Source organism: Micromonospora sp. NPDC049175, from assembly GCF_043197345.1.
Taxonomy (GTDB): domain Bacteria; phylum Actinomycetota; class Actinomycetes; order Mycobacteriales; family Micromonosporaceae; genus Micromonospora.
Genome location: NZ_JBICSY010000003.1, coordinates 456,979 through 474,703 on the forward strand (window position 1 = coordinate 456,979; position 17,725 = coordinate 474,703).

16 protein-coding genes are annotated in these 17,725 nt (G+C 72.4%); 6 read left to right on the forward strand and 10 right to left on the reverse strand.

What is annotated here, in order from left to right:
* Positions 1-86: 86 nt before the first annotated feature.
* From ACGFH8_RS15925 to ACGFH8_RS15935, 3 genes are all read right to left on the reverse strand, one after another.
* Positions 87-1,337 (reverse strand): DUF222 domain-containing protein, encoded by a 1,251-nt coding sequence (locus tag ACGFH8_RS15925; RefSeq protein WP_393367572.1) that lies wholly within the window; start codon positions 1,335-1,337, stop codon positions 87-89.
* 381 nt (positions 1,338-1,718) lie between these two features.
* Positions 1,719-1,988 (reverse strand): hypothetical protein, encoded by a 270-nt coding sequence (locus ACGFH8_RS15930; protein WP_393367574.1) that lies wholly within the window; start codon positions 1,986-1,988, stop codon positions 1,719-1,721.
* A 75-nt stretch (positions 1,989-2,063) separates the two neighbouring features.
* Positions 2,064-4,673 carry a glycoside hydrolase family 9 protein gene (locus tag ACGFH8_RS15935; protein ID WP_393367575.1) on the reverse strand — a complete coding sequence of 870 codons (2,610 nt, stop codon included), beginning with the start codon at positions 4,671-4,673 and terminating at the stop codon, positions 2,064-2,066.
* Positions 4,674-4,933: 260 nt separating this feature from the next.
* Between ACGFH8_RS15935 and ACGFH8_RS15940 the strand changes: the two genes are divergently transcribed.
* Complete coding sequence (locus tag ACGFH8_RS15940) at positions 4,934-5,659, forward strand: PP2C family protein-serine/threonine phosphatase (RefSeq protein ID WP_393367576.1); 726 nt, start codon at positions 4,934-4,936, stop codon at positions 5,657-5,659.
* A 9-nt stretch (positions 5,660-5,668) separates the two neighbouring features.
* Here the strand turns inward: ACGFH8_RS15940 and hrpB are convergent, their stop codons facing one another.
* The 3 genes from hrpB to ACGFH8_RS15955 are packed head-to-tail and all read right to left on the reverse strand — an operon-like array spanning position 5,669 to position 9,282.
* Positions 5,669-8,188 (reverse strand): ATP-dependent helicase HrpB, encoded by a 2,520-nt coding sequence (hrpB, locus tag ACGFH8_RS15945; RefSeq protein WP_393367966.1) that lies wholly within the window; start codon positions 8,186-8,188, stop codon positions 5,669-5,671.
* Positions 8,189-8,216: 28 nt separating this feature from the next.
* The gene (locus ACGFH8_RS15950) at positions 8,217-8,417 is read right to left on the reverse strand and encodes a DUF397 domain-containing protein (protein WP_393367578.1); all 201 of its coding nucleotides are present in this window, start codon (positions 8,415-8,417) and stop codon (positions 8,217-8,219) included.
* Positions 8,418-8,457: 40 nt separating this feature from the next.
* Entirely contained in the window at positions 8,458-9,282 is an 825-nt protein-coding gene (locus ACGFH8_RS15955; protein ID WP_393367968.1) for a helix-turn-helix domain-containing protein, read from the reverse strand.
* A 183-nt stretch (positions 9,283-9,465) separates the two neighbouring features.
* Here ACGFH8_RS15955 and ACGFH8_RS15960 point away from each other — a divergent pair, with 183 nt between their 5' ends.
* From ACGFH8_RS15960 to ACGFH8_RS15970, 3 genes are read left to right on the forward strand one after another with little or no spacing between them, the layout of a single operon-like run.
* Positions 9,466-10,092, forward strand: a complete 627-nt coding sequence (locus ACGFH8_RS15960) for a GPP34 family phosphoprotein (protein ID WP_393367579.1) — start codon at positions 9,466-9,468, stop codon at positions 10,090-10,092.
* A gap of 47 nt (positions 10,093-10,139) precedes the next feature.
* Entirely contained in the window at positions 10,140-11,645 is a 1,506-nt protein-coding gene (locus ACGFH8_RS15965) for an APC family permease (protein ID WP_393367581.1), read from the forward strand.
* On the forward strand, positions 11,642-12,232 hold the full coding sequence (locus ACGFH8_RS15970) for a GNAT family N-acetyltransferase (protein WP_393367583.1): 591 nt from the start codon (positions 11,642-11,644) through the stop codon (positions 12,230-12,232). The genes ACGFH8_RS15965 and ACGFH8_RS15970 overlap by 4 nt, the downstream gene beginning before the upstream one ends.
* A 136-nt stretch (positions 12,233-12,368) precedes the next feature.
* On the opposite strand, the gene ACGFH8_RS15975 is transcribed toward ACGFH8_RS15970, so the two are convergent.
* On the reverse strand, positions 12,369-13,190 hold the full coding sequence (locus ACGFH8_RS15975; RefSeq protein WP_393367585.1) for a SigB/SigF/SigG family RNA polymerase sigma factor: 822 nt from the start codon (positions 13,188-13,190) through the stop codon (positions 12,369-12,371).
* 366 nt (positions 13,191-13,556) lie between these two features.
* Here ACGFH8_RS15975 and ACGFH8_RS15980 point away from each other — a divergent pair, with 366 nt between their 5' ends.
* Positions 13,557-14,309 (forward strand): hypothetical protein, encoded by a 753-nt coding sequence (locus tag ACGFH8_RS15980; protein ID WP_393367586.1) that lies wholly within the window; start codon positions 13,557-13,559, stop codon positions 14,307-14,309.
* On the opposite strand, the gene ACGFH8_RS15985 is transcribed toward ACGFH8_RS15980, so the two are convergent.
* Positions 14,258-15,847, reverse strand: a complete 1,590-nt coding sequence (locus tag ACGFH8_RS15985; RefSeq protein ID WP_393367970.1) for a phospholipase D family protein — start codon at positions 15,845-15,847, stop codon at positions 14,258-14,260. The genes ACGFH8_RS15980 and ACGFH8_RS15985 overlap by 52 nt on opposite strands.
* 133 nt (positions 15,848-15,980) lie before the next feature.
* On the opposite strand from ACGFH8_RS15985, the gene ACGFH8_RS15990 reads away from it, so the two are divergent.
* Entirely contained in the window at positions 15,981-16,109 is a 129-nt protein-coding gene (locus tag ACGFH8_RS15990) for a hypothetical protein (RefSeq protein WP_255508778.1), read from the forward strand.
* 64 nt (positions 16,110-16,173) lie between these two features.
* Here the strand turns inward: ACGFH8_RS15990 and ACGFH8_RS15995 are convergent, their stop codons facing one another.
* Both ACGFH8_RS15995 and ACGFH8_RS16000 read right to left on the reverse strand, forming a co-directional pair.
* Complete coding sequence (locus ACGFH8_RS15995) at positions 16,174-17,160, reverse strand: pirin family protein (protein ID WP_393367588.1); 987 nt, start codon at positions 17,158-17,160, stop codon at positions 16,174-16,176.
* A gap of 11 nt (positions 17,161-17,171) precedes the next feature.
* Positions 17,172-17,654, reverse strand: coding sequence for a MarR family winged helix-turn-helix transcriptional regulator (locus ACGFH8_RS16000; RefSeq protein ID WP_393367589.1), 483 nt, complete (start codon positions 17,652-17,654; stop codon positions 17,172-17,174).
* Positions 17,655-17,725 lie beyond the last annotated feature (71 nt).

The window sequence follows — 17,725 nt, forward strand, 5'->3', positions numbered from 1 at the left end:
CGGCCTTCGCCGTGGGGCTCGCACGGCCCTTCGACCTCGCTGGTCAGGTGCGGTGGAGCTTCCCCGTCACCGGATACCGGCGGAGGTCACGTTCGCCGGTGGTACTCGTTGCGGCGGGGGATCTGGTCGGGGTCGAGCCAGGCGGGCGGGATGAATTCGGGGTGACCGTCGCCGCCGAGCCGGACGGCCCAGTCGCCGCGGTGGACGTGCCGGTGGTGGTGGCCGCAGAGCAGCACCGAGTTGGCCAGGCTGGTGTCACCTCCGTCGGCCCAGTGCCGGATGTGGTGAGCGTCGCACCAGCGTGGCGGGCGGTCGCAGCCGGGGAAGGCGCAGCCGCGGTCGCGCAGGACCAGGGCGCGTCGGAGCGGCCCGGTGACGAGGCGGCGTTGTCGACCCACGTCCAGTGCCTGACCGGCGCTGCCGAGGACAGCGGGCAGGATCGCCGCGTCGCAGGCGAGACGGCGGACCGTCTCCGGAGTGAGCCGGAGGCCGGTGTCCAGGGCTCCCACGTCGAGCTGCCGGCCCAGCGCGTCGAAGCTGGTGGTGACCACGAGTTGGGCGGGGTCCCCGCCGTGCTCGGGCAACTCGCCGGTGCGCAGGGTGAGACGACAGAGGTCGGCGAGCGCGTCGTGGCGGCGTTGGCCAGGACTGCGCGAATCGTCCGGGCCCGATGGGGCCGTCAACGGGTCGATCGCCGCGCGGAGCAGGCCGGCGGCCTCGGCGTCCAGGGTGCCGCTCAACCGCAGGCGGCCATCCGAGAGCTCGGACAGGGTGACATGACGATCACGGGCGGATCGGCGGGCCTCCGCCTCCAGAGCCGCCCGGGCGGCAGCTTCGGCAACCTCCGGGGCGACGTGGTCGAGGATGCGGGTGCCGAGCTTGCGCAGCAGGGTCGGCTCGAACTGCCCGGCCCACTCGACCAGCACACCGACCGCCTTGTCGGCGGCCTCGGCGCCGGCGGCGGCGTGCACGGTGTCGACCGTCGCGGCGATGACCCGGGCCTGCTCCACACTGATGGCCCCGCTGGCCAGGGCTGCCCGCACCCCCGGTGCTCCGGTGTCCAGCGCGCCGGCGAGGTCGACAATTCGGCGGGCGGCGGGGACCGTGAGCCGTAGCCGGTCGCGCAGCCAGACCGCCGTCGAGGACGCGCCCTGCGCCCCCGCCGTGCCCCGGCCGTCCAGCTCACGCACCAGGGTCAGTTGGACGGCCGCCAGACGGCGCTCAAGCCGGTGCGCCGCGTCGAGAGCCGCGACGAGGTCGGACTCGGTGAGAGCCCAGGCCGGGGCGTCGGCGCAGGCCGCGACCGCCGCCTCTGCCTGCGCCAACTCCTCCAACATGGACCGAGAATAGAACAGGTGTACGACAACTTCGTCGATCCGTGCGCGGGGAGGTGTTCGCACCCGCCGACCGGGCTGGCTCCCGCTCCATCATTCGCGGTGCGCCGTGAGCGCGTTCCGCGCCCACGTCAGCATTTCGCACCCGTCGTCCTGGCACTGCGCGCAGCGACTCGACGGCTTGCGATGTTGGTTGATCACCCGTTTCGCGGTCCAGATCACCAGCGCTGGCGTTACGGGCCCGTCGTCCATGGGCACGGCTCCACCTCCGAAGACAGGTAGGTATCGACCGCACGGCGCGAGACGCAGACCCGGACGCACGATGAGACGGCCCGAGCCTCGGCGGGGTCCGGGCCGCCGCCAACCACCCGATGGAAGCGGGCGTCAGGGCCCGCCGCCGGAGTCGCTGGCGATGCCACTGTTGTAGGCCTGGTTGTCGTCTCCGCCGTAGCCCTTGCCGCGCGTGGTGCCCCGGCGCTGGCGGCGTTGTTGGTGCCCGCTCTGCCGGATGGCCTGGCGGGCGCGGCGCATCGTCTCGTCGGCGCCGGCCGGGGCGCGGCGCCTGCGCCGCCCGACGGCCAGCAGTGCCGCCACCAGGAGTACGGCGAGCAGCAAAGTGGCCACCCCGACCAGAATCCACACTCGTCCATCCATGCTCGCGATGGTAGGTATGCGGATCCAGCCGAGCTGGTGGCCGCCCGAGGGAGGGCGGCCACCAGCCGGGCGTGCTCAGGACAGCGAGCAGGGCTTGCCGTTGACGGTGACCAGGCCCGGGTTCGGGTTGGCGCCGCCGGAGGTGGTGGCGTTGAAGCCGAACGTCACAGTGCCGCCGGGATTGATCTTGGCGTTGTGCGACTCGTTCTTGGCGGTGACCGTCGCACCGGACTGGGTGACCTTCGCCAACCACGCCTCGCGTACCCGCTGGCCGCCGGTGAACGCGAAGCGCACGTTCCAGCCGTTGACGGCCGTGGCACCGGTGTTGCGGATGGTCAGCTGGGCGGTGAAGCCGGTGCCGCCCTGCCAGGTGCCGTAGTTGCTGTAGCCCACCGAGCAGGTGACGGCCGGCACCGCGCCGGCGTCACCCTGGTCGGCCAGGAACGAGGAGATCCAGGTCAGCGCCGAGTTCCAGTTGATCGCCACCTCGTTCGTCGAGTACGAGTTGATGTCGTCGACGTAGCAGAACTGGGGCTTGCAGCCGGCGAGCAGTTTGGCGACGAATGGGTCCTGCAGGGCGGCGTTCGCGCCACCGGCGAGGGAGCCGGCGGGCGGTCGGGGCAGGTTCGGGTCGAGCTGGTGGCCGAAGATCCGGCTGTGCTGGTTCTGTGCGGCGTGCTCGCCCCACCCGGTGACGTAGGAGATGTTCAGGGCGTTGCGGCCGAAGATGTAGTCCATCGCCTGCACGGCGCCGTCGCGGTACTTGGCATCGCGGGTCAGGTCGAAGGCGGTGGCCAGGACGATGGCGTTGTTGATGATGCTGCTGTTGCCGCCCCAGAAGTAGCTCTCGGCGTCACCGGGCATCGGCAGCCCGTACGCCTGCCGGCGCAGCTCGGCGAGGTACGCGTCGGCCGCGGTCGTGACCGAGGCGCGGACCCGGGTGAGGTCTGCGGTGGGCAGCCCGTTCGGCACGGTGGCCAGGTCGAGGCGTCCCAGCGCGGCCACGCTCTGCCAGCCGAAGCCGCGCGGTTCGAACACGTTTCCGGTGTGGTGCGGCGACGCGGTCAGGTCGGTCAGGTAGTTCTGCGCGCCGGTGCTGAGGTACAGCTCGGCCGCCGCCCAGTAGAACTCGTCGGTGACGTTGCTGTCGTCGTACGCGCCGCCGCCGGTGCCGTCGGTCGGGCTGGCGTACACCGCGGGGTGGGCCTTGGCCGCGGCGTAGGCTGTGGTCGCGGCGGTGCCGCAGCGGGCCGCGAACGCCGCGTCGTAGGGGGCGAAGAGCCGCGCGCACTGGGCGGCGGTGGCGGCCAGGTTGAGGGTGGCCGCGGTCGACGGCGGGTGCAGCTCACGCGGCTGCGGGTCGTCCTGCGGTGCGAGCGGCAGCCCGGTCCAGTTCTGGTCGTGGATCTTGTGGTGGACCATGCCAGCGAGGGGCTTGCCGGCCGGTACCTGCATGCTCAGCAGGAACTCCAGCTCCCAGCGGGCCTCGTCGAGGATGTCCGGCACGCCGTTGTCGCGTTCGGGCACCCGCAGCGTGCTGTCGGCGAGCTCGGCGCCACCGTCGGCGGTCGCCGCGGTCTTGGTGCGCTCGAAGGTGTTCAACAGTTGGTAGGTGGCGATGCCGCCGTTGACCACGTACTTGCCGTGGTCACCGGCGTCGTACCAGCCGCCGCGCACGTCCAGCGAGTAGTCGCAGACGCCCGGCTGGCAGGGCACGTTCGTGTCGCCCTTGTTGGGCGCCACGTCGAGGTGCCCGGCGGGGCGGGCGTACTCGTCGCCGATCAGGTCCCCGTCGATGGCGATGCCGCTGCGCTGGGCGTAGAAGAACTGCAGCGAGTCGGAGCGCAGTTGGTCGTAGAGGGCGCCGGAGATGTCGAACGGGTGACTGGTCTCGCCGTCGACGGTGAGCGTCAGCCCGCTGCCGGGGGTGCGGTAGCTGGAGAAGTCGACGGACTGCACGTTCTGCCCGGAGGCGGCGTCGACACCGCGTGCGGTGGTGGTGCCACTGGCCACGACGGCGCCGGCTGCGCTGCGCAGCTGCCAGGGCAGCGGGTCGGTGGCCTCGGTGACGACAGTGGCGTTCTTCGGGCCGCCGGGCAGGTAGCCGACCTGGTTGACGCGCACCCGCGGACCGGTGTCCGGCACGTACGGCGCGGGCGGTTCGCCGCCGCGCAGCGAGACGTCGTCGAGGCAGATGGTCTGCGTCTGGGCGGAGCCGCCGACCTGGAAGATCAGTTGGGCGCCGGGGTTGGTCTCCGGGACGGTGAAGGTCTGCTCGACCCGCTGGGCGGTGCCGGTGGCGGTGGCGTCCACGGCCGCGTACGTGGTGTACGGGGCGCTGCCGAGTTGCAGCACGGCCTTGACGGCGGCGCCGGGGGTGGCGGAGACGTCGAACCCGAGGGTGTATTCGGCGCCCGCGATCAGGGGCACCCCGTCCTGGCCGATGCCGGCGTCCCAGGGGTTGGCCAGCCCGCCCGCCACTGTGGTGCAGAGCCGGCCGTCGGTGACCGCGAGTGGGCCGGTGCCGAAGGAGAACCAGGGGCTCACCCCCTCGCTGAAGTCGCCGTTGTCGATCTGCTCGGGGGCATCCGGTGGTGGCTCGGCGTAAGCCGCGCCGGCGCCCGCTCCGGTGAGGGCCAGGGTGGTCGCCGCGGCCAACAGGAGGCGGCGTCGGGATCTCGTCACGGGGAGTCCTTCCGGACGGGTGGGGGACGGTGGTGATGGTGGAAACCTGGGAGCGCTCCCAGGTATCGGCTCGATGTTTCCAGCGGCGACACCCCGTGTCAATTGATCTGACTGGATGGGTTCTGGCGCGCGACGAGGGCGACCACCGCGTCCGGCGCGGCCCGGGGCGCCGGCGCGCGGACGTGAGATTGGCCGCGCCACGCGCCGTCGTCCTGATCTCCTAGAGACAACTGCGCCCTTCGCCTGGCAGGCTGCCTCCCATGACCCTGAAGCTGCGTTCGGTGGGAACGAGCGACCGTGGGCTGATCCGCAGCGGAAACCAGGACGCCCTGCACGCCGGCAACTGGCTCGTCGCCGTCGCCGACGGCATGGGCGGGATGGCCGCCGGCGACCTGGCCAGCGCCCTCACCGTCGGCGCGCTGGCCCCGCTGGACGTGGAGACCCCCGAGGACGCCCTGGTGGCCGCGCTCGAAGGTGGCATCGCGTTGGCCACCTCCCGGATCCGGCAGGCGGTCGCCGAGGATCCCGAGCGCCAGGGGATGGGCACCACACTCACCGCCCTGCTCTTCGCCCGGACCGGCAGCTGCCTGGCCCTCGCGCACGTCGGCGACTCCCGGGCCTACCTGTTCCGCGAGGGCGTGCTCAAGCAGGTCACCCGGGACGACACGTTCGTCCAGATGCTGGTGGACCAGGGGGTGATCACCGCGGACCAGGCGAGCAGCCATCCGCGCCGCGCCGTCGTCACCCAGGCCCTGCAGGGTGACGAGGTCAACCCGTCGTACTCCACGATGGTGCCCCGGGTTGGCGACCGCTGGCTGCTGTGCAGCGACGGCCTCTCCAACGTCGTCCGCCCGGACACCCTCACCGAGGTGCTCGGGGAATATCCCGATCGCGGCGCCTGCACGGGCAAGTTGATCGATCTGGCCCTGCACGCCGGCGCACCGGACAACGTGAGTGTCGTGGTGGCCGACGTCCTGGAGGAGTAGGGGCGCGGCTCAGCGTCGACGAGGCGCCGCGCGTCGGGTGGGTGTCGCCGTCCGAGGATCCTCCGGCCACGGGTGCCGGGGATAACGCCCGCGCAACTCGGCGCGCACCTGCGGGTAGCCGGTACGCCAGAACGACTCCAGGTCGGCGGTGACCGCCACCGGCCGGCCCGCGGGGGAGAGCAGGTGCAGCAGCACCGGCGTCCGCCCGGCTCCGACGCGGGGGGCCGCCGACCAGCCGAACGTCTCCTGCAGCTTCACGGCGAGCACCGGCGCGGCCGGATCGGTGTAGTCCACCCGCACCCGGGAACCACTCGGCACCTCGATCCGCTCCGGGGCCAGCTCGTCCAGGCGGGCGGCCTGTGCCCACGGCAGCAGCCGGCGCAGCGCCGACGCCACGTCCACCCGCGCCAGGTCGGCCCGACGCCGGGCCGCCGCCAACTCGGGACCCAACCAGGTCGCGGCGGCGTCGAGCAACGCCTCGTCGCCGACGTCCGGCCACGGGGCGCCCAGGTGGTGCCGGAGGAACCCGAGGCGCTCCCGCAGCGCCCGCGCCGCCGGCGTCCAGGTCAGCAGCCCCAGCCCCTCCTGACGGAGACCGGTCAGCACGGCCGCGGCCACCTCCGCCCGCTCCGGCCGGTCCAGCCGCCGCTGGAGCAGCTCGATCGCGCCCAGCCGGGTCACCTCCCGGGCCACCACGTCGCCGTCGGACCAGCCGATCTCGCGACTCGTAAGCAGCAGCGGGCCGGCCGCCTCCCGGGCCGTCGCCTCGTCCACCGGCGAGGCCCGCCGGATCCGGGCCGACGGCGCGCCGGGGGTGCGGTCCGCGACGGCCACCGCCAGCCAGTCGGACCCGGCCAGCCCCGACCCGGCCATCAGCTCCGCGGCGGTCCCGCCGGTCATCAGGTACGCCGATCCGCCCGGCCGCCGCACCCGGGCCAACCGCTCCGGGTACGCCAGACCGACGAGCAGCCCGGCGGCGAGATCGTCGCTCAGCCCGCCCGCGCCGGGGGCGGGGGTTGGGGCGCCGGAGGGCAACGCGGCGCGCAGCCGGCGTACCTCGGTGCGCCAGCGGGCGGTCGCACCCGCGTCGACGCCGGCGCGCAGCCGACGCCAGCCGGCGACCAGGTCGTCGCCGGGGCCGGCCACGCTCTCCTCGGCGAGCAGGGCGACCACCTCGGCCGCCCGGTCGGCGCCCACCCGCCCGGCGCCGTCGAGCAACGCCCGGGCCAGTCGTGGGTGCGCGCCGGCGGCGGCGATCGCCCGCCCGCGCGCGGTGATCCGACCGTCGGCGTCGACCGCGCCCAGCGTGTGCAGAGTGTCCCGGGCGACCGTCAGCGCGGCAGCCGGCGGCGCGTCGGGAAGCGCCAGCCCGACGCCGTCCGGTCGGCCCCAGGCGGCCAGCTCCAGCGCGAAGCCGGTCAGGTCGGCGGTCGCGATCTCCGGCTCGGCGCGGGCGGGCAGCCGTTCGTGGGTCGCCGCGGACCAGCAGCGGTAGACGTACCCGGGGGCCTCCCGGCCGGCCCGGCCGGCCCGCTGGGTGGCGGCGGCCCGGGAGACGGGCACGGTGACGAGCGCGCCCAACCCGCGGGCCAGGTCGATGCGGGGCACCCGGGACAGCCCGGCGTCCACCACCACCCGTACGCCCGGCACGGTCAGGCTGGTCTCGGCCAGCGCGGTGGACAGCACGACCCGGCGTCGATCGGCGGGGCGCAGGGCCGCGTCCTGCTCGGTGCCCCGTTGTCGACCGTGCAGCGGCAGCAGCGCGACGGTGTCCCGCAGGTCGGCGAGCCGGCCGCTGACCGCCGCTATCTCGCCGGCGCCGGGCAGGAAGACCAGCACGTCACCGGTACGTTCGCGCAGCGCCCGCCGGACGGTGGCGGCCACGTGGTCGAGCAGGGCCCGATCCACCGGCCCGGCCCCGGACGCGACGATCGGGCGCGCCGGCGGTGCCCAGATCCGCTCAACCGGGTGCAGCGCCGAGTCGGCCCGTACCACCGGGGCCGGGGCGGACCCGCCGAGCAGCGCGGCGAAGCGGTCGGTGTCCGGAGTCGCCGACATCGCCAGCAGCCACAGATCCGGCCGGAGGGCGGCCCGCGCCTCCACCGTGAAGGCCAGCGCCAGGTCGGCGTCGAGTTGCCGCTCGTGGCACTCGTCGAGCAGCACCGCGCCCGTGCCGGGCAGCTCCGGGTCGTGGTGCAGCCGGCGGACCAGCAGGCCGGTGGTGACCACTTCCACCCGGGTCGCGGCGCTGACCCGACGCTCGCCGCGCACCGCGTAGCCGACCCGGTCGCCGACCCGTTCGCCCAGCAACTCGGCCATCCGTCGGGCGGCGGCGCGCGCGGCCACCCGACGGGGTTGCGCGATCACCACCCGACCGCTGACCCGGTCGGCCACGGCAAGCGGCGCGAGGGTGGTCTTGCCGGTGCCCGGCGGGGCGACCAGGACGCCTGCCCCGGCCGCGTCGAGCGCCGCGACAAGCGCCGGCAGCACCGGGCGTACCGGCAGGTCCAGGGTTACGTCGGAGAGCACGGCCCAGTCTCGCACCGGCGTGGGCGCCTCAGGGGCGGCGGACCTCGCCGACGCCGAGCACGAAGGCCCGCCAGGCCACCGGGTCGAAGGCGAGCGCGGGGCCGGAGCGGTCCTTGCTGTCCCGGACGGCGACCCGGCCACCGGCTGTCGCGACCTCCACGCAGTTGCCGTTGCCGCTGCTGCGCGAGCTGGTGCGCCAGTCCGCCCGGGTCAGGTCGTGCGCCGTCATCCGTGGTACCTCTCGTCTGGTCGGCGTGCCGCAGAAGCGGTCACGCAAAGTAACGAGAAGCCTGCTCCAAGCGGATCAACGACGCCGCCGGATCGAGCGCCAGGCGGCACAGCTCCTCGTGCAGAAGGCTATACCGCAGCACCTCGCCGACATCCTCCAACGCCAGTCCCATCGATAGGTTATCCAGGTAAACCACGGACGCGTCGGCGGTGTCGGCGAAGTTGAGGAGCACGTACGGGGTGCTCATCGCGGGATGCCCGCCGGCCACGAACGGAAGTACCTGAAGTATCACGTTGGGTAATTGCGCGACGCGACTCATGTGGGCCAGTTGCTCGGCCATCACCGCGGCGCCGCCCACCGGTCGCAGCAACACCGCCTCGTTGAGCACCACCGACAGGTGGACCGGATCCTCGCGGCGCAGCACCTCCTGCCGACGCAGTCGGGCGGCGACCTTGCGCTCCAGGCCGTCCTCGCCGGCGGTGCGCCGGTAGATCTCCCGGGCGTACGCCTCGGTCTGCAACAGTCCGGGCACCGACTCGGCCTCATATGTGCGCAGCGCGGCGGCCTCCGCCTCCAACCCGACGTAGAACTCGAACCACTCGGGCAGGACGTCGCTGTAGCTCTGCCACCATCCGCGTTGCTGCGCCCCCCGGGCGATCTCGATGAGCGCCTCGGCGTCCGCGCCGGTCACCTGGTAGAGCGCGAGGGCCGCCCGGACGTCGCGGGGCTTGATGCCGATCAGCGCGTTCTCGATGCGGGAGAGGTTGCTCTTCGACATGTCGAGCTGGCGGGCGGCCACATCGAGGGTCATGCCCGCGCGTTCCCGGAGTTGGCGAAGCTCCCTGGCGATGCGTCGACGGCGCACGGTGGGGCTGGCGGCGGGTCGGCCGGTGGGGGTGGCGGTCACCGTCCGAGTCTGCCACGCCAAGATCCGCAGGTCGCGCCAGCACGGAGTGCAACTTTCAAATCTGGGAGTTGCGTTGCAGTAGCGGTCGGTGCATCCTTTCCCGGTCGCGATCACTGTGGACACACCTGTGCGGGAGGGCCGTTGCTCATCGCCGACGAGTTCTTTCTGGTCGCCCACAACGACAGCCGGGGCAAGGCCAAACTGCACGCGACGGCGACCGGACTCGGACTGGCCGGCGGGCTGCTCGGCGAGCTGCTCATCTACGGACACATCCACATCGAGGCCGGACGGGTCACCGTCATCGACCGGCGTCCACCGGCCGACGCGCTCGCGCACACCGTGCTCGACCAGCTCATCGGCGAGTCCCAGCACCAGGAACTGCGCACCTGGCTCAGTTTCCTGGCGCAGAGCGCGACGACCTCGGTGGGGGAGCGGCTGGCCCGCGCCGGGGTGCTGCGCCGCCAGGAGAGCCGCCGGCTGCTGCGCACCTCGGTCAGTTACCTGCCGATCGACCTGAACGCGGTGGCCTGGCCGGCCACCCGGCTGCGGGCTCTGCTGGACCGGCCGGACCCGCCGAGCGTGCCGGACGCCCTGCTGCTCGGCCTCGTCGTGGCCGCGGGGCTGACCCGCGAGGTGCTGTGGAGCGCGGGCCCCCGCGCGCACCACCGGCTGAACGTCCTCATCCCCGCGCTGCCGGCCCCGCTGAAGGAACTCGTCGGGCACACCGAAGCCGCCGTCGGCGCCGCCGTGCTGCGCGGCATCCCCTGATTCCCCGGTAACCCCCTACCCCTCCCCTCGACGACCGGAGTAGTCGTATGCCCCCGACATCGACAGTCGACAGACCCAGCAACGTCTCCGAAGCCCTGGCCCGAGGCCGTCTCGGCATCCCCTCGGTGATCTTCTTCGTGCTCTCCGCCGCCGCGCCGCTGACCGTGGTGGCAGGCGTCGTCACCACCGGCTACGGCGTGGTCGGGGTGACCGGCATCCCGCTGGCCTTCCTGCTTGTCGCCGCGGTGCTCGCCCTGTTCTCGGTGGGTTACGTGGCGATGTCGCGGCGGGTGGAGAACGCCGGGGCCTTCTACGCCTACATCTCCCGTGGACTGGGCCGACCGGCCGGCGTCGGCGCCGCCTGGGTCGCGCTCATCGCGTACAACGCGCTCCAGGTCGGGCTGTACGGCACCATCGGTGTGGCGGCCGAGCCGGTGCTCGACCGGATCTTCGGCGGGCACCCGCACTGGGCCGTCGTGGCCCTGGTGGCGTGGGCGTTGGTCGGTCTGCTCGGTCTGCTCCGGGTGGACATCAACGGTCTGGTCCTGGCCGCGCTGCTGGTCGCCGAGGTCGTCGTGATCCTCGTCTTCGACCTGGGGCAGCTCGGCAACCCGGCCGGCGGTGAGGTCAGCTTCGCCACGTTCTCGCCGGACAACCTCTTCGTGCCGGGCGTCGGAGCGGTGCTGGTGCTCGCCATCCTCGGTTTCGTCGGCTTCGAGTCGGCAGTGGTCTTCAGCGAGGAGAGCAAGGACCCGAAGCGGACGGTGCCACTCGCCACCTACCTGTCGGTGGTGATCATTGCCGGGCTGTACGCGCTGTCGGCGTGGACCATGACCGTCGCCGTCGGGCCGGACCAGATCGTCGCCGCGGCCAACGAGCAGAGCGTCACGCTGATCTTCAACCTGGCCGGCGCACACCTCGGCGACACCGCCGTCACCATCGGGCAGGTGCTCTTCCTGACCTCGGTGCTCGCCGCGATGATCTCGTTTCACAACACCACGGCCCGCTACACGTTCGCGCTCGGTCGGGAGCGGGTGCTGCCGGCGGTGTTCGGGCAGACCTCGACCCGCAGCGGGGCGCCGCGCGCCGCCTCGCTGGCGCAGAGCGTCCTCGGCCTCGTGGTCATCCTGCTCTACGCGATCAACGGCTGGGACCCGGTGGTCAAGCTGTTCTTCTGGGGCGGCACCACAGGCGGGTTCGGCGTCCTGCTGTTGATCGCCACCACCTCGGTGGCGGTGATCGGCTACTTCGCCCGCTCCGGCGGCGACGAGAACCTCTGGCGGCGAGCCATCGCTCCCGGCCTGGCCACCATCGCGCTCTTCGTGATCATCTGGTTGGCCGTGTCGAACTTCGCCAACCTGCTCGGTGTCGCGCCGGACTCCACCCTGCGCTGGGCGTTGCCCGCCGTGTACCCGGTGGCGGCGCTGCTGGGCATCGGCTGGGCGCTGGTGCTGCGTGACAACCGTCCGGACACGTACGCCCGGATCGGCCTCGGCGCGGCGAGCGCCGCCGTCAAGCCGGAGACGCCGGCCCAGGTGGAGGTGACCCGGTGAGCGTGACAATCGAGCAGCTCGGACCCGAGGAGACCACCCTGGTGGCCAACCGGATCGCCGAGGCGTTCGTCGCCCTGCGGGTGACGTCCTGGCTGGTGCCCGACCCGAGCAAGCGGGAGGCCGTGCTGGCCGGAGACTTCGAGATTCTGGTCGGCCACGCGATGCGGCACGGCATGGTCCACGCCACCGCGGACCGGGCTTCGGTCGCGGTCTGGTTTCGGTCGGTGGGTGAGCCGGCTCCGCCGCCGGTGGACTACGACGCCCGACTGGCCGCCGCGTGCGGCGAGTGGACCGACCGGTTCCAGCACCTCGACGAGCTGTTCGCGGCGAACCACCCGCACCCGGACCACCACCACCTGGCCTTCCTGGCGACGCAACCGGGCCGGCAGGGTCAGGGGCTGGGCAGCGCGTTGATGCGACACCACCACGCCTGGCTGGATGCCAACGGGATGCCGGCGTACGTCGAGGCGAGCAGCCCGCGCAGCCGGGACCTGTACGCGAAGCACGGCTATCTGGCCGGCGAGCCGTTCCGGGTGCCCGACGGCACCCCGTTCTGGCCGATGTGGCGGCAGCCGGCCGACCGCTGACCCAGCGCGGGCCGGCGGTGGTCGGGGAGCCTTCCCCGCACGGCACGTGAGCGGGACGAACGGGGGTACGACGGTGGGCCGGGTCTGTCGACCCGGCCCACCGTCGTGATCTGGCTCAGTACGTGCGTGATCTGGCTCAGTAGGTGCCGTCGAGCTGGCCGCGCAGCTTGGTCAGCGCCCGGGTCAGCAGCCGCGAGACGTGCATCTGCGAGACACCGATCTGGTCGGCGATCTGCGACTGGGTCAGGTTGCCGTAGAAGCGCAGCGTGAGGATCTTCTGCTCGCGCTCGTCGAGGGTGGCCAGCGCCGGGCCGAGGGCGACCCGCAGCTCCGCCAGCTCGAACTCGCCGTCCTCGCCGCCGAGCATGTCGCCCAGCTCGGTGGCGCGCTCGCCGTCACCGGTCGGGGTGGACAGCGACACCGCGTTGTAGGCGCGGGCGCCTTCCAGGCCCTCCAGCACCTCTTCCTCGGTGAGCTTGAGGTGGGCGGCGATGTCGGCGACCGTCGGCGAACGGCCGAGGGTCTGCAGGAGCGAGCTGTTGGCGTCGGAGATGGCCAGCCGCAGCTCCTGGAGCCGGCGGGGCACCCGGATGTCCCAGGTGCGGTCGCGGAAGTGCCGCTTGAGCTCGCCGATGATGGTGGGGATCGCGTACCCGGCGAAGTCGACACCGCGGGACGGGTCGAACTTGTCGATGGCCTTGATCAGGCCGACCGCGGCGGTCTGGGCCAGGTCGTCGGTCGGCTCGCCACGGCCGCTGTAGCGGTGGGCCAGGTGGTTGGCCAGCGGCAGCCAGGCCTCGATGGCCCGGTCCCGCAGCGCGGCACGCGACGGGTGGTTGGTGGGCAGCGCCGCCATGGCGTTGAGCAGGTCGGCGGCGCTGTCGGTGAGTGCGCGCGGGTCGAGCTTGGTGGCCTTGGCAGTGGTGCTCGGCTGCTCGGTGATCGTTGGCGCGGTCATGGGTGGTCCTCCCTGCACCTTGTCCGCGGACAAAAAGGTGTGACTCTTTGGTTTAGCTTTCAATGGGCCGTTCGGGACTCACCTTAGCCTGATCGTCTCCCCGAAATCTAGCCGAAAGGCTGATGTACTTAAGGCGTGTCTCACCACAAAAGGTGCAAATAGGGCAAAGGTTGGGAGGGATGTGATCACACTTACCCAGAGTGGGACGCCGCGCAGCACGTCCGGCCCGTCCGGTTCGCGGCTGCCGCCTCGACCCCGTGGTCAACAGGGAATCCGACAGCTGGGCGGAAGTGTCGACTATCCGTCGTTGTCCCGCCGGTGGGACCGGCCGTAGCGTCGCGTGTACACACCCGGTTCGGAGGCACCGTGCTCGATCCAGCCGCTCCCCAGCTCGTCGTGAACAGTCGCACGCTCTACTTCAGCTGGGTGCCGGCGGACCCGGACGCCGTCGCCGCACTGGTCCCGCCGGGCCTGTTCCCGCGCCCCGACCACCAGGTGTTCCTCAACCAGTACGTGGTCGAGGACGAGACGCAGACCTCCGGCTTCGGGGCGTACTCGCTCACCTACCTCGGCGTCTCGCTCCTCGGCGTCGACGCGCCCGGCGGGCTCAACCCGGGCGGCTGGTGGACCACCTACGTGGCCTCCAGCAGCCTGGTCCGTGAGTACGCCGCCGCGCGCGGCGCCCCGGTGTTGACCGGCCGGACCCGGATCGGGGTGACCGGCGACGCACTGCTCTCCGAGACGGAGATCGACGGGGCGACGTTGATCCGGGCACGGTGCCGGGTGGGGGAGACCGGTCACGCGATCAGCAGCGGGCACCACCGCTACTTCACCCGCCGCGACGGCCAGCTCATCAGCTCGGTCTACCCGTTCGTCGCCGAACCGGTCGCCCCGTTCGAGATCGAGTCGGTGGAGTTCCTCGAGCCGGGCAACCCGTTGTACGCGCTCCGCCCGGCCAATCCGCTGACCATCGGCTTCGGCTACTACTCGCCGCGCTCCTCGTTCGCCTACCCCGGTGGGCTGAGCGTGCATCCGGTCGCCGCCGCGGCGGAGCCGATCCGGTCACCTCACCAGGTGCCGGCCAGCCTCGCCCGCAGCGGCCTGCCGTCCGGGTCGTAGACCAACCGGTACACCGGCAGTGCCCAGGCGCGGGTGTACCACGGCAGCCGCTCGGGGCGGTGCGGGCGCAGCCGTCCGGGCGGTCGCTCACCCACCTGGCCGTCGTCGTACCACTGTTGCAGCGCGTCGGCGGCGGCCGTGACGGCCGCGACGGCGTCCGCCGGGTCGAGCAGGTCGGCGTCGTCGGCGCCCTCCGGATCCCGGTCGAGGTGCTCGCGCCAGAGCCGTAGCCGCAGGTCCCGGGCGAAGGTCCGCGCGCCGTCGCCCTGGCCCGCAGGGTCGGTGGGCGCCCGCTGGTCGCGGGTGTCGTCGAGCACCGCGCAGGACAACTCGCTGTCGTGCGTCCAGGAGCGGCGGTTGAAGTTGTCGCTGCCGACGCTGGCCCAGACGTCGTCGACCACGCACACCTTCGCGTGCACGTAGACCGGGTTGCCGGTGTGGTTCTCCACGTCGAACACGTGCACCCGGTCCGGTGCGGCCCGTTCGCACAGCGACAGCGCCTGCTCGCGGCCGACCATGTTCGGCGGCAGCGCGAACCTGCCGTCCACGTCCGGGTGTCGAGGCACCACGGCGATCAGGTGCAACTCCGGATTGTCCCGCAGCGCGTGCGCGAACAGGTCCGCCACCTCGGCCGACCACAGGTACTGGTCCTCCAGGTAGATGAGTCGGCGCGCGCGGCGTACCGCCTTCGTGTAACCCCGGGCCACGGTCCGCTCGCCGTCGGGTGCGAACGAGTAACGCGGACGCACGGCGGGGTAGGTGCGCAGCACCTGGATCTGGTGCGGACCGCACTCGGGCGGGTCGGCGGGTTGCTCGGGCAGCGGGTCCGGCCGCAGGTCCGCGCCGCGCAGCCGGTCCCGCAGGTAGGCCATCGGGTTCTCCGAGTCCAGCGGCATCGGGTCGGTCCAGCGTTCCCGGAACAGCGTGTCCAACGCGCCGACCACCGGGCCGCGCACCGCGAGCTGCACGTCGTGCCAGGGCGGGTTGGGCCCGTACCGGGGCGACATCTGCACCGGCTGCGGATCACCGTGGTGAGCGGCGTCGTCGCGCCTGCTGTGGCACAGGTCGATCCCGCCGGCGAACGCGACGTCCCGTTCGGGTGCGCCCGGGTGCCGCAGCACCACGAGCTTCTGGTGGTGCGAGCCGCCGCGGCGGACCCGCTGGTCGAGCAGCACCTCGCCGCCGGCCGCGGAGATCGTCTCGCTGAGGTCGCGATTTTCCGCCTCGCTGTAGGCGAGCACGTCGAGGTGCGAGCGCCAGATCAGTCCCTTGACCACCACGCCGCGCTGGGCGGCCTGGGCGAAGAGCTGGGCCACCGTCGGGCCGTCGGGCCGCATCCGCTGGTCCGGGTCACCGCGCCAGTCGGTGAAGAACAGGTGGTCGCCGGACCCCAGCGCCTCCACCTCGTCGACCAGCCGGTCGAAGTACGCGGCACCGTGAATCAACGGCTCAGCGAGGTTTCCCCTGGTTGAGACGGGTAACCCAGACACCGGGTTGGCGCGTTCCTGCGCGGTGAGGAACCAGTCCTGCGACGGCAACGTCCAGCCCCCCTGGAGGTCGGCAACGTCCTCACGGTAGGACTCCGGACGTGGGTCCGCACGCCAGCCCGGCACACCGGTGACCTGGCCAACGCCATCGCGGCGACGCGACAACAGCCGAGGAGACCACATCATGCCCCGCGACACGACGAATCCCGTGACCGAGTACCGCGAGCCGGCGGTGGAGAGCGAACGGGGTGCGCTGGTAGCGGTGTTGGTGATGGTGATTCTTGGTGTGGCTGGGATTTTCGCGGTCTCCTGAGGCGGCGCCGGCGCGCCCGTGGTGAACCGGGGGCGCCGGCGCCGATCTCAGTGCCGAGGCGGCGTCAGGGCCGGGTGCCCTGGCCGCCGGTGTGCGGCAACCGCTCGGTGGGGATCACGCCGAGCCGACCGGCCTTGAAGTCCTCGAACGCCTGGATCAGCTCGTCTCGGGTGTTCATCACGAACGGGCCGTACTGCGCCACCGGCTCCCGGATCGGCTTGCCACCCATGATGTAGAGGTCCAGCGCCGGGGTGTTGCTGTCCTGCGTGGTGTCGGCGGCGAACCGCAGCGCGTCACCCGGGCCGTGCACCGCGAGCTGGCCGGTACGCACCGGCCGCCGGTCGGTGCCGACCGTGCCGCGGCCGCCCAGGACGTACACCAGGGCGTTGAAGTCGGGCTGCCAGGGCAGGTCGACCTGCGCCCCCGGCTGCACCGTGACGTGGGTGATGGTGATCGGCGTGAAGGTCGACCCCGGGCCGCGGTGCCCGGCGATCTCACCGGCGATGACCCGGATCAGCGCGCCGCCGTCGGGCGTGGTGAGCAGCGCCGACTCGCCGCCCCGGATGTCCTGGTAGCGGGGCGGGTTCATCTTGGCCGAGCGGGGCAGGTTCACCCAGAGCTGGGTGCCGTGGAAGAGCCCACCGCTGACCACCAGGTGCTCCGGCGGCGCCTCGATATGAAGCAGACCACTGCCCGCTGTCATCCACTGGGTGTCGCCGTCGGTGATGGTGCCGCCGCCACCCTGCGAGTCCTGGTGGTCGAAGATGCCGTCGATGATGTACGTGACGGTCTCGAAGCCGCGGTGCGGGTGCCACGGGGTGCCCTTCGGCTCGCCCGGCGCGTAGTCGACCTCGCCCATCTGGTCGAGGTGGATGAACGGGTCCAGGTCGGTGGTCGACACCCCGGCGAAGGCGCGACGGACCGGGAAGCCCTCACCCTCGAAGCCGGTGGGCGCGGTGGTCACCGTGCGGACCCTGCGGAAGGTGGTGCTGTCGCCGAGCTGGGGCAGGCGCGGCAGGACGACGACGTTGTCGACGGTGATCGCGGGCATCGGAGGGCTCCTTAACGGGTGACGTGGGTGGACGAGGCGGCTCGGGCCGCTCGCAGGCGGCGGCCGAGCCGGTCGAAGACCCGGGTGAGGCAGGCGACCTCGGCGTCGTCGAGGTCGTCCATGAGGTGGGCCCGGACCGACGCCAGGTGGTGCGGCGCGGCGTCGGAGAGGGCGAGCAGCCCGGCGGCGGTGAGCACCGCCTCGCTGCCGCGTCGGTCGTCCGGGCACGGCTCCTTGCTGACCAGGCCACGGCGCTGCATGGAGGAGATCTGGTAGGTCAGTCGGCTGGGCGAGAAGATGAGCCCGTTGGCCAACTCGCCCATCCGCAGCCGCTGCCCCGGAGCCTCGGAGAGCAGGACCAGCACGTGGTAGTCGGCGAAGCTGAGCGCGCTGTCGGCGCGCAGGTCCTCTTCCAACTGGGTGAAGAGAAGCTGGCTGGCCTCGATGTAGGCGCGCCAGGCGACCTCTCGGGTGCGGTCCAGGCTCTCGGTCATGACCACGACGATAGCACTACTTCAAAATTTAACTACCGCTGCGAAGCGTTGCCCGCGTCACGTCTCTGCCG

Bases quoted from the DNA above. Each gene is read 5' to 3' on its own strand.
- ACGFH8_RS15925 (WP_393367572.1), bottom strand. From the start codon at position 1,337: ATGTTGGAGGAGTTGGCGCAGGCAGAGGCGGCGGTCGCGGCCTGCGCC.
- ACGFH8_RS15930 (WP_393367574.1), bottom strand. From the start codon at position 1,988: ATGGATGGACGAGTGTGGATTCTGGTCGGGGTGGCCACTTTGCTGCTC.
- ACGFH8_RS15940 (WP_393367576.1), top strand. From the start codon at position 4,934: ATGACCCTGAAGCTGCGTTCGGTGGGAACGAGCGACCGTGGGCTGATC.
- ACGFH8_RS15950 (WP_393367578.1), bottom strand. From the start codon at position 8,417: ATGACGGCGCACGACCTGACCCGGGCGGACTGGCGCACCAGCTCGCGC.
- ACGFH8_RS15965 (WP_393367581.1), top strand. From the start codon at position 10,140: ATGCCCCCGACATCGACAGTCGACAGACCCAGCAACGTCTCCGAAGCC.
- ACGFH8_RS15975 (WP_393367585.1), bottom strand. From the start codon at position 13,190: ATGACCGCGCCAACGATCACCGAGCAGCCGAGCACCACTGCCAAGGCC.
- ACGFH8_RS15990 (WP_255508778.1), top strand. From the start codon at position 15,981: ATGCCCCGCGACACGACGAATCCCGTGACCGAGTACCGCGAGCCGGCG.
- ACGFH8_RS15995 (WP_393367588.1), bottom strand. From the start codon at position 17,160: ATGCCCGCGATCACCGTCGACAACGTCGTCGTCCTGCCGCGCCTGCCC.
- ACGFH8_RS16000 (WP_393367589.1), bottom strand. From the start codon at position 17,654: ATGACCGAGAGCCTGGACCGCACCCGAGAGGTCGCCTGGCGCGCCTAC.